This is a genomic window from Cellulosimicrobium sp. NPDC057862, assembly GCF_042797035.1.
Classification (GTDB): Bacteria; Actinomycetota; Actinomycetes; order Actinomycetales; family Cellulomonadaceae; genus Cellulosimicrobium.
Map to the genome: position 1 here is coordinate 72,681 of NZ_JBHVMH010000016.1, position 10,792 is coordinate 83,472.

8 protein-coding genes are annotated in these 10,792 nt (G+C 75.4%); 3 read left to right on the forward strand and 5 right to left on the reverse strand.

Translation table 11 applies throughout. The features are described from left to right. Nucleotides 1-103: 103 nt before the first annotated feature. Both ACFVN3_RS17110 and ACFVN3_RS17115 read right to left on the reverse strand, forming a co-directional pair. Nucleotides 104-1,618: an MFS transporter gene (locus ACFVN3_RS17110; RefSeq protein WP_378234134.1), complete on the reverse strand. Its 1,515-nt coding sequence runs from the start codon at nt 1,616-1,618 to the stop codon at nt 104-106. 189 nt (nt 1,619-1,807) lie between these two features. Continuing rightward, nucleotides 1,808-2,296, reverse strand: a complete 489-nt coding sequence (locus tag ACFVN3_RS17115) for a MarR family winged helix-turn-helix transcriptional regulator (RefSeq protein ID WP_378234135.1) — start codon at nt 2,294-2,296, stop codon at nt 1,808-1,810. Nucleotides 2,297-2,371: 75 nt separating this feature from the next. Here ACFVN3_RS17115 and ACFVN3_RS17120 point away from each other — a divergent pair, with 75 nt between their 5' ends. Continuing rightward, on the forward strand, nt 2,372-3,781 hold the full coding sequence (locus ACFVN3_RS17120) for an FUSC family protein (protein WP_378234136.1): 1,410 nt from the start codon (nt 2,372-2,374) through the stop codon (nt 3,779-3,781). A 59-nt stretch (nt 3,782-3,840) separates the two neighbouring features. Here ACFVN3_RS17120 and ACFVN3_RS17125 read toward each other — a convergent pair whose 3' ends face one another. The 3 genes from ACFVN3_RS17125 to ACFVN3_RS17135 all read right to left on the reverse strand — a co-directional run bounded on the left by ACFVN3_RS17125 (nt 3,841) and on the right by ACFVN3_RS17135 (nt 7,823). Further along, a complete protein-coding gene (locus tag ACFVN3_RS17125; RefSeq protein WP_378234137.1) occupies nt 3,841-5,217 on the reverse strand; it encodes a PhoH family protein in 1,377 nt (458 codons plus the stop codon). Nucleotides 5,218-5,559: 342 nt separating this feature from the next. Continuing rightward, nucleotides 5,560-7,206, reverse strand: a complete 1,647-nt coding sequence (locus ACFVN3_RS17130) for a DHA2 family efflux MFS transporter permease subunit (RefSeq protein WP_378234138.1) — start codon at nt 7,204-7,206, stop codon at nt 5,560-5,562. Next, nucleotides 7,203-7,823, reverse strand: a complete 621-nt coding sequence (locus tag ACFVN3_RS17135) for a PadR family transcriptional regulator (RefSeq protein WP_378234139.1) — start codon at nt 7,821-7,823, stop codon at nt 7,203-7,205. Before ACFVN3_RS17135 ends, ACFVN3_RS17130 begins: the two co-directional genes overlap by 4 nt. A gap of 171 nt (nt 7,824-7,994) precedes the next feature. Between ACFVN3_RS17135 and ACFVN3_RS17140 the strand changes: the two genes are divergently transcribed. Beyond that, nucleotides 7,995-9,452, forward strand: a complete 1,458-nt coding sequence (locus ACFVN3_RS17140) for an amidase (protein WP_378234140.1) — start codon at nt 7,995-7,997, stop codon at nt 9,450-9,452. Further along, complete coding sequence (locus ACFVN3_RS17145; RefSeq protein WP_378234141.1) at nt 9,419-10,003, forward strand: DUF1697 domain-containing protein; 585 nt, start codon at nt 9,419-9,421, stop codon at nt 10,001-10,003. Before ACFVN3_RS17140 ends, ACFVN3_RS17145 begins: the two co-directional genes overlap by 34 nt. Nucleotides 10,004-10,792: the final 789 nt, after the last annotated feature.

Below are 10,792 nucleotides of genomic sequence, written 5' to 3' on the forward strand. Positions count from 1 at the left end.
CGTTCTCGCCGGGAGGCCGGGCGCGGTGGGGCGACCCACCCGCCCGGCCTTCGTCGTCCCGCGCCGCGTCCCGACAGCGGCCCGACGGGCACGCCGGCTCGGCTCAGCCGAGGTGGACGGCGACCTGGTCGCCCGCGGGCAGCAGCCGCTCCTTCGGGCCGCGCACCAGCGCGAACGCGAGGACCGCGCCGAGGACCATGGTGACCGCGGCGGCCACGAAGACGGCGGAGTATCCGGCGACGAGGTCCGGGAGACCGGGCTCGCCCGTCGCGGGCAGGGCGCCCGCGTAGACGGTCGTGAAGACCGACAGACCCACCGAGCCGCCCACCTGCATCGCCGCGTTCACCGTCGCGCTCGCCGCCCCGGCGTCGTGCGGGGCGACACCGGCGAGCGCCACGTTCTGCAGCGGGACGAGGACCAGCGCGAGGCCGACGCCGAGGACGACCTGCGACGGGAGGATCTCGGCGACGTACGAACCGCCCACCGTGACGCGGCTCAGGAGCAGGAGTCCTGCCGCCGCGACCACCGGACCGGTGACCATGAGGGGCCGCGGACCGACCCGGGGCAGCAGGGACGTGACCACCGGCGCGAGGACGAGGATGACGAGCGTCATCGGGACCGACCCCAGCCCCGCCCGCAGGGGCGAGAGGCCCATGACGACCTGGAGGTGGAACGACAGGTAGAGGAGCGCGCCGATCATGAGCGTGCCGACGACGGCCTGGAGGAGGAACGCCCCGGCGCGGACGCGATCCCGCACGATGCGCAGCGGGAGCAGCGGCTGCGCCGTGCGCGACTCGACGACGACGAAGAGGGCGAGCAGGATCACGCCCGCCGCGAGGCACGCGAGGGTCCCGGGCGCCGTCCAGCTCTGCTCGGCGAGCGTGAGCCCGTAGACGAGGGCCCCCAGGCCGAGGACGACGAGGACGGTCCCGAGGACGTCGTAGCGGTTGTCGCCCTCGGCACGGCTCTCGCGCAGGAGGAGGCCGCCGGCGACGAGGCCCACGACGACCACCGGGACGTTGACCCACAGGCACCAGCGCCAGTCCGTGAGCTCGGTGAGCAGCCCGCCGAGGACGAGGCCGACCGCCGCGCCGACGCCCGCGATCGACCCGAAGACCGCGAACGCGGTGTTGCGCTCCCTGCCCGCGGGGAAGGTCACGGTGAGCAGCGCGAGCGCGGCCGGCGCGAGGAGCGCCGCGCACGCGCCCTGGAGGCCTCGTGCGGCGACGAGCTCGACGCCGTCGCGCGCGAAGCCGGCGAGCAGCGAGGCGACCCCGAACCCGGCCATCCCGACGAGGAACGTCCGCTTGCGCCCGGCGTAGTCGGCGATCCGCCCGCCGAGCAGCAGGAGCGCGCCGAACGCGAGCGCGTACGCCGTGACGACCCACTGGCGCTGCGCGTCGGAGAGCCCGAGCTCCGCCTGGGCCTGCGGGAGGGCGATGCTCACGATCGTGCCGTCGAGCACCACGAGGAGCTGGGTGAGGGCGAGGACGACGAGGACCCACCAGCGGCGGGCCGACGGCGCGTGCTCGGGAGGGACGACGTGCACGGCGTCGGTCACCGGGGCGGCGACGGGGGGCGCGGCGGCGTGGGAGGGCGGGGAGAGGCGTGCGGGCATGGTGCGACCTTCTGCGCGGGAGGGATCGTGGGGTTTCCAGCCCGGACCCGGTCACGCGCTCAGCGAGACCCGGCCGCTCCAACCGCGGGGTCGGACAGACGGGACACTGTAGCCCGCACGCCGCGCCGCGCACGGTGTGCGGGCGCGGTGACGTCCCTCACCCTCGGTCGGCACGTCCTGCGGGGACCGTCAGTAGTCGACCGGGTCGAGGCGGCGCAGGACGACGCCGAGCAGCCGCGCGAGCTCGGCCCGCTCGGCGTCGTCGAGGTCCGCGAGCGCTGCGCGCTCCCGGTCGAGCTGCTGGGGGAAGACCTCGTCGACGAGCGCGACGCCGTCCGGTGTGAGGGCGACGAGGACGCCGCGGCGGTCCCGCTCGGCGACGGTCCGCTCGACGAGCCCGGCGCGCTCGAGCCGGTCGAGGCGCTTGGTGATCGACGCGCCGGGGGCGCCGGTCATCGTGGTGACCTCGCCCGCGCGCAGCGGCCGGCCCGCACGCCGCAAGGCCGCGAGCACGTCGAACTCCGCGCGCGAGACGTCGTGGCGCGCCGCCGAGCGCTCGAGCGCACCCTCGAGGAGCCCGGCCGCACGGCGCAGCCGCGCCCCGACGGCGGAGGTCGAGGTGTCGAGGTCCGGCCGCTGCTCGGCCCACTCCGCGCGCACGCGGTCCACGTAGTCCACCGACCCAGGATAGGGCGATCGTCACAGTATTTCACCGGTAAAACATCTCTGAATCACCGCTACGCTGGTTCGGTCATGCCACTCCTCTCCTCGATGCCCTCGCCCACGCCGGCCGCTCTCACGCCCGTGCGCGCCGCCGCACGGGACGTCCTCGACCTCGACCACCTGCGCGCCGCACTGCGCGTGAGCCCTGCCGACGCGACGCTCGCCGCCGCGCTGCGGTGCGGTGCGGCAGTGGCCCTCGCGATCGCGGTCCCGGGCCTGCTCGGCCGACCCGGCCTCGCGGCGTTCGCGTCGCTCGGCGCGCTCACGTCGCTCTACGGCCGGTACGACCCCTACCGCCGCCGCGCCAGTCTCCTCGCCGCCGTCGGCGCGCTCATGACCGGCACGATCGCGGCGTTCACGCTCCTCGCCGTCGCCGGGGCGCCCCCGCTCGCCACCACCGCGGCCGTCGCGCTGCTCGCGGCGGGCGCGACGGCCTTCTGCGCCCTCGTCCGGACCGGCCCGCCGGGGGCGACGATCGTCGTCTTCGCCGCCGGAGCCGGCCTCGCCGGCTCCCCCGCGCTCGTGGACCTCGGTCCCCGCGTGCTCGCCGGCGCGTCCGGCGCGCTCCTCGCGTGGCTCGTCTGCATGGCCGGCGCGCTCGTGCGCCCGACGGCGCCCGCGCGCCTCGCCGTTCGGCGCGCCGCCGACGCCGTGGCGGTCGTCGCGCGGGAGTCCTCGCGCAGTGCGGACGCCCCCGGGGCGCGGCCGACCGACGCGGCTCCCCCCGTGCCGGTCCCGCACGGTGCGCACGCCGCGCGATCCGCCGTCGGCCGGGCGCGCGAGGCGCTCGCCGACGACGCGTCGTGGCGCCTGCCCCGGAGCGCCGTCCCGGTGCTCTCCCGCGAGCTCGACGAGATCGAGCGGGCCCTCGACGCCCTGTGCGTCCCGGGCGAGGACGCCGCGGCGCCCGTCCGCACCTCGCTCATCGCCCAGGCGCGGTCCCGCGTCCACGGCCCGTGGCGGCTCGCGACGGCCCGCGTCGGGGTCTCCGGGCTCGTCGCCGGCGGGGTCGCCGCCGTCGCCGGCCTCGGCCACGCCGCCTGGGCGACCATGGGCTCGACCGCCGTCCTCCAGGGCGAGTCGGCGCGCCACGCCGTCGTGCGGGCCATCCAGCGCGGGGCGGGCACCGTCGCGGGCGCGCTGCTCGCGTGGCCGCTGCTCGCGGCGCCGCTCGGCTTCTGGGGGACGGCCGCGGTCGTCGTGGTGCTCCAGACCGTGACCGAGACGATCGTGGGACGCCACTACGGGCTCGCGATGCTCACCATCACGCCCATGGCGCTCCTCATGACCTCGCTCGCGCACCCTGCCGCCCCGGCCACGCTCGCGCTCGACCGCGCGCTCGACACGGTCCTCGGTGCGGTCGTCGGCGTCCTCGCGGTGGTCCTGGTCCACCCGCGGACCCGTCCCCGCGCGAGCGAGGTCCCCGGTCCGCCGGGGTAGAGGCCTGGTACCGCGAGGTAGAGGCCTGGTCATGACCAGGCCTCTACCTCGGCGGCGGGTCAGACCTCGATCGACTCGAGCATCTCCGTGACGAGCGCCGCGACGGGCGAGCGCTCGGAGCGCGTGAGGGTCACGTGCGCGAACAAGGGGTGGCCCTTGAGCGCCTCGATGACGGCCGCGACGCCGTCGTGCCGCCCGACGCGCAGGTTGTCGCGCTGCGCGACGTCGTGCGTGAGGACGACGCGCGACGACTGCCCGATGCGGGACAGCACCGTGAGCAGCACGTTCCGTTCGAGCGACTGGGCCTCGTCGACGATGACGAACGCGTCGTGCAGCGACCGGCCGCGGATGTGGGTGAGGGGCAGCACCTCGAGCATCTCGCGGTCGATCACCTCGTCGAGCACCTGCGGCGAGACGAGCGCGCCGAGCGTGTCGTAGACGGCCTGCGCCCACGGGTTCATCTTCTCGGCCTCGGTCCCCGGCAGGTACCCGAGCTCCTGACCGCCGACCGCGTAGAGCGGGCGGAACACCATGACCTTGCGGTGCTGCCGGCGCTCCATCACCGCCTCGAGCCCCGCGCACAGCGCGAGCGCCGACTTGCCCGTCCCCGCCCGGCCACCGAGCGACACGATGCCGACGGACTCGTCGAGGAGGAGGTCGATCGCGACGCGCTGCTCGGCCGAGCGACCGTGCAGCCCGAAGAGCTCCCGGTCGCCGCGCACGAGCTGGACGTGCTTGTCCGCCGTGACCCGGCCGAGCGCCGACCCGCGCGGGGAGTGCACGACGAGCCCCGTGTGGCAGTGCAGCGGCCCGGCGGCCTCGACGACCTCCGGGTCGAGGCTCGTCAGCTCGACGGACTCGTGCTCCCACAGCGCCGCGGCCTCGGCGTCCGTGAAGGAGATCTCCCCCATGCCCGTCCAGCCCGAGTCGACGGCGAGCTCGTGCCGGTACTCCTCCGCGCGCAGCCCGACCGCCGACGCCTTGACCCGCATCGGCAGGTCCTTGGACACGACCGTCACGTCGTGGCCCTCCGCCGCGAGGTTCGCGGCGACGGAGAGGATGCGCGTGTCGTTGTCGCCCAGCCGGAAGCCCGCGGGCAGCACGTCGGGATCGGTGTGGTTGAGCTCGACGCGCAAGGTCCCGCCGGCGTCGCCGACCGGGATCGGGGCGTCGAGGCGACCGTGCTTGACGCGCAGGTCGTCGAGCATGCGCAGCGCGCTGCGGGCGAAGTACCCGAGCTCGGCGTGGTGACGCTTGGCCTCCAGCTCGGTGATGACGACGACCGGGAGGACGACGTCGTGCTCGGCGAACCGCCCGATCGCGCGGGGGTCGCTCAGCAGGACCGAGGTGTCGACGACGAACGTGCGGCGCGCGTCGTCGCTCGCATCGTCCTGCGGGGTGGGTGAGGTACCGGGGGTGGGTGAGGAATGGACCACGAGGGCTCCCCTCCGGCGCGCGGGCGCCGTTCTCTCTCTGGGCGAGGCAGGCGACCGGCCGTCGGGCCGTGGGTGCCACGGCTCAGCAGCGCCGGTGCCGGCCCTCCTGAGCAGAGCGTGAACCCCATCGGCTGGCCTCCCGGAGGACGGCGGTGGTGCCGTCCGTCCCCTCGAAACTACGCCCGTGTGATTCCGGTCACCACCCCCGACACACCTCCGGGGCGAGGTTTAACCCGCCGTTCACGCGGCGGTCCTCCATGCAGGATGCGCGAGATCGGCCCGAGCGTCCGAGATCGACCCTCGGGAGGTCGACCTCGTGCCGCACGGGCCGATCTCGCGGGGTCAGTGCTCCACGTGCTGGGGTGCCATCGCGACCGCGCACACGAACCCGAGGACGAGCACCACGGCCGTGACGGCGAGCGTCTGCCCGACTGCGGTCGCGAAACCGTCGTGGAACGCGGCCGTGGCGGCGTCGGTCACCTGGCGCGCGACGTCGTCGGGCACCCCGGGCGGGAGGTCGAACGACCCGCCCGCACCGCCTTGCAGGGTGCCCGCGTTCGCGAACCCGTCGACGAACTGCTGGCGGAACCGCTCCGGGAGCGACGACGCCGCGTCCCGCGCGGCGGCCGGGAGGGTGACGGCGAGGCGCGCGGTGAGCGTCGCGACGATCGCCGCCGAGCCGATGACACCGCCCACCTGGCGCGTGGTGTTGAACGCACCGGCGCCGGCGCCCGCGGTGCGGTGGTCGAGGCCGGAGGTCGCGAGGTTGGCGAGCGGCGAGAACACGCACCCGGTGCCGATGCCGAACAGCGTCATCGGTAGCACGATCGTCACGACCGACACCCCGGGACCCACGACCGCGGCGAGCCAGCCGATCGCGACCGCGAGGACGCCGAAGCCCGTCGCGACGACCCACTTGGCCGGGACCCGGTCCGACAGGCGTCCCGCGAGCGGCGCCACGATCCCCGACACGAGCGACCCCGGCAGGTTGACGAGGGCGGCGTGCAGCGGCGACAGCCCGAGGATCGACTGGAGGAAGATCGTCAGGGGGAAGAAGATCCCGATCATCGCGAACGAGACGGACATGCCGGCGACGTTCGCGAGCGAGAAGTTGCGCGAGCGGAAGAGTCGCAGCGGCAGGAGCGCGCCGTCGCCGAGGTGGCGCTGCCACAGGACGAAGCCCACGAGCACGAGCAGCCCGGCGCCGATGACGCCCCAGACCGTGATCGGCCCGGTGATGGTGCCCCAGTCGTACGTCTCCCCCTCCTGGAGGCCGAAGACGACGGCGAACAGGCCGACGACCGAGAGCACGACGCCGAGCACGTCGAACGAGCGCTTGTTCGTCGCGAGCCGCGGCAGCCGGACGAGCGCGAACCACAGCGCCACGACGCCGACCGGCACGTTGACGAAGAAGATCCACTCCCATCCCCACGACTCGACGAACACGCCGCCGAGCAGCGGTCCGGCGATCGTCGCGACACCGGCCGTGGCGCCCCACAGGCCCATGGCCGCGCCGCGCTGCCGCGGCGGGAAGACGCGCGTGATCATCGCCATGGTCTGCGGCGTCATGAGCGCCGCGCCGACGCCCTGGACGACGCGTGCCGCGATGAGCATCTCGATGGAGCCCGAGAACCCGCACCACGCGGACGCGAGCGTGAACACCAGCAGGCCGACGACGAACACCGGCTTGGGGCCGTAGCGGTCGCCGAGGCGCCCGGCGAGCAGGAGCAGCACGGCGTAGGAGAGCAGGTAGGCGCTGTTCACCCAGCCCACCGCGACGAGCGACGCGTCGAGCTCGGTCTGGAGCGTCGGGACGGCGATGTTCACGATCGTCGTGTCGACCATGATCATGAAGAAGCCGAGGATGAGCGGCGGCAGGATGCTCCAGGCGCTGCGGCCGTGGAGGTCGACGAGGGGCACGACGCGCGAGCCGGCGTCGGCGGGCGCCGGGGCCGTGCTCGGGCTGCTGCCCGGGGTGGGAGTGGTCACGAGGTCTCCTGAGGTGAGGCAGTGCGGGGGAAGCGGAAGGCGGCCGCGGGCTCCTCGGTCCAGCTCAGCGCGCCCGACTCGACGTCGGCGATCGTCGCGTCGAGCCACGCGATCTCGGCCTCGGTCTGGTGGAGCTGGAACGACGCGTCGAGCAGGATGCGGCGGGGCAGCCCGCGCGCCACGACGCCGTCGAGGTGCTCGCGCACCCCGTCGGTCGCGGCGGCGAGCGTCGCACGACGCTCGCGCAGGAGGGCGAGGGCGTCGTCGCGCGGGAGGTCGTGCACGAGCGCGAGCCCGACGGGGAAGGCCGGGTACTCGGGCGGCGTCTCCCGCACGAGCTCGCGCGTGCGGTCGTGGTGCGCGGCGACGCCCGCGTCCGTGACGGCGTAGACCGTGCGCTCCGGACGGTTGCCGTCGCGGTCGACGCCCGCGCGCTCGACGAGGCCCTCGCGCTCGAGCCGGTCGACCGCGTGATAGACGGCGCCCGGGTTGAGCCGGACGAGCCGGTCGTCGCGCCGCTTGCGCAGGCGCACGAGCATCTCGTACGGGTGCATGGGCTGGTCGAGCAGCACGGCGAGCACGAGGGTCGCCGTGGGGCTGAGGCGCGGTGCGGGCACGGTCGTCTCCGGGGACGGTTTCACGGACGGGCGCGGCGGACGGTGCGGGCGTACGACCCGGACGGGGAGGTCCGCATGGAATATTCCGCTTGGAATATACGCCGCGGCCGGGCGGGGTGTCGACCCCGGACGGTTCGCGCGGGCGTGGCACGCCGCGTAGGTTCACGAGCCATGAGCGTCACCGACCTGCTCGACCTCGACGCGACCGCCCTCGCCCACGTGCTCCGGACCGGCGACGCCTCCCCCACCGAAGTGCTCGACGCGACGCTCGACGCCGCCGCGGGCGTGGGCACCGACGTCGGCGCCTTCACCGTCCTCACCGCCGACCTCGCGCGCACGCAGGCGCTCGCCGCCGAGTCGGCGCTCGTCGCGGCGCGCCGTGCGGGGAGCACGGTCGGAGGAACCGACGAGCTCCCACCGTTCCTGGGCGTCCCCTGCCCGGTCAAGGACCTCACGATGGTCGAGGGCGTGCCGATCCGCGCCGGGTCCGCCGCGATCGACCCGTTCCCGGCCCCCTACGACGACGGCGTCGTGACGCTCCTGCGGGCGGCGGGCACCGTCATGGTCGGCAAGACGACCACCCCCGAGCTCGGCCTGCCCTGCTACACCGAGCCCGACGTCGGGCCGACCGCCCGCACGCCGTGGAACCTCGCGCGGTCCGCGGGCGGGTCGAGCGGGGGCGCGGCGGCCGCGGTCGCGGCGCGCGTCGTCCCCGTCGCGCACGGGAGCGACGGCGGCGGGTCGCTGCGCATCCCGGCGAGCGCGTGCGGGCTCGTCGGGCTCAAGCCGTCGCGCGGGCTCGTGAGCCCGGGGCCGTACGGGGTCGACGGCGCGGGCCTCGCCACGCACGGCGTCCTCACTCGGTCGGTGCGCGATGCCGCGGCGTTCCTCGACGTGCTCGCGCGCCCGTGGCCGGGCGACACCTTCACGGCGCGCCTCGCGGCCGCACCGGGCGAGCGGCGGCTCCGGGTCGGGCTCCTGCTCGACCCCGTGATCGCCGCCGACGCTCCCGTGCACCCCGCGTGCGCCGACGCCGCCCGCGCGGCCGCGGCGCTCCTCGCCGGGCTCGGGCACGACGTCGTCGAGATCCCCCCGCCGTTCGGCGCCGAGCGCTGGGACGCGTTCGCCGCGCTGTGGTCGGTCGGCGCGCTCCAGGCGCCGGTGCCGCCCGACCGCGAGCACCTGCTCGTGCCCCTCACCCGGTGGCTGCGCGAGCGCGGGCGCAGCGTGAGCGGGCTCGCGTACGCCACCGCCCTCGCCGGGGTGCAGCAGCTCACCCGCGAGGTCGCCACCGCGTGGGCCGGCGTCGACGTCGTGCTCTCCCCCACGCTCGCGCAGCCGCCCGCGCTCGTCGGGAGCCAACGGATCGACGACGACCCCGCCGCCGACTTCGCCGCCCAGACCGCCTTCACGCCGTGGACGAGCGTCTGGAACCTCACCGGCCGGCCCGCGATCTCGCTCCCCCTCGGCGAGGCGCGCGTGACCGACCCCGACGGGTCCTCCGCCACCGTCCCGGTCGGCGTCATGCTCGGCGCGGACCACGGCGACGACGCGCTCCTCCTGGACCTCGCCGCCCGCCTCGAGGAGGCCGCGCCGTGGTCCCACCGGCGGCCGGGGGCGACGTCGTGACCGCCTACGTCGCCCTCCTGTTCGCCGTGAACGTCGGGGGCCGCAAGGTCCCGTCCACCGCGCTGCGCGAGCTCGCGGGCGAGCTCGGGTTCGCGCACGCCCGCACGGTCGTCAACAGCGGCAACCTGGTCGTCGCGCCCGGCACCTCGGGCGTCTCCCGGCCCGACGACGTCGCCCGGCTCCTGCACGACGCCGTCGCCGAGCGCTTCGGCGTCGACGCCGCCGTCGCCGTGCTGACCACCGAGCGCCTGCGCAAGATCGTGCGCGGCAACCCCCTCCCCGACGACGCGCAGGAGCGGCCCGCCGCGCTCCTCGTCCTCGTGGGCGAGACCCCGGTCGACCCGGACGGCGCCGCCACGATCACCGGCCGCGACGGTTCCGAGCGCGCGGCCGTCGCGAACGGCGTCCTCTACGTCGCCTACCCCGACGGCATCGGCCGCTCGAAGCTCACGACGGCGGTCCTCACCAAGGCCGCCGGCACCCCGGTGACCGGACGCAACTGGAACACCATGACCCGCCTCCTCACCCTCGCCGAGGACACCCCCACCTGACCGGCCCCGCAGAGCGAGAACCGTGGCCACGCGAGGCAGAGCCGTGGTCCGGCGAGGTAGAACCGTGGTCCGGCGGGGTAGAGCCGTGGTCCGGCGAGATAGAGCCGTGGTCACGCGACGTAGAGCCGTGGTCCGGCGAGATAGAGCCGTGGTCACGCGACGTAGAGCCGTGGTCCGGCGAGGTGGGCGTGGTCGGGTTTCAAGCCCGCGCGGTCGGGTCCGCGGCGCGGGTGGCCTCGGTGCTCGGGGCTGCGGCGCCGTCACCCCGGCCCTTCGGCCGTGGGTTCTAGGAGCGCCGCTCTGACGCCCCTTCGCATCCGAGCCCACCCCCACCGCTCAGCCGTCGGCCCGCCATGGTCCGGCAACGGACCGACCACGCGATCCAGGTACGTCGAACAGGCCTCTACGGCTCGTCAGACACCCACGACGAACTGGAACCACATGGTTGGCTGGCGTCGCGACGACTCGGCGTGACGTCACTTCGACCCATGTCGAGTCGCGATCGTGGCGCGCCCCTCGGCCCTTGCCCTCCCCCCGCAACGCCGCGGCGCGGCGGCGCAGCGGTGCAGCGGTGCAGCGGTGCAGCGGTGCAGCGGCTTCATCCGGCGGCGGCAGCGGCGGCAGCGGCGGCAGCGGCAGCGGACTGGCGAGACCGACACCGCGGGCGGTCGCCCGGGTGAGCGAAGACCAGGGGGACGACGCCGGGCGGGGTGGGTGGTGGTGCCGCGTCGTGGCGGGCCTGGCGGGAGCCGCGAGGAACGAGCGGCGGATGGTAGACGCGGCACCACC

Excerpts from the sequence above, each read along its gene's own strand:
- ACFVN3_RS17110 (WP_378234134.1), bottom strand. The coding sequence starts at position 1,618 with ATGCCCGCACGCCTCTCCCCGCCCTCCCACGCCGCCGCGCCCCCCGTC.
- ACFVN3_RS17120 (WP_378234136.1), top strand. The coding sequence starts at position 2,372 with ATGCCACTCCTCTCCTCGATGCCCTCGCCCACGCCGGCCGCTCTCACG.
- ACFVN3_RS17140 (WP_378234140.1), top strand. The coding sequence starts at position 7,995 with ATGAGCGTCACCGACCTGCTCGACCTCGACGCGACCGCCCTCGCCCAC.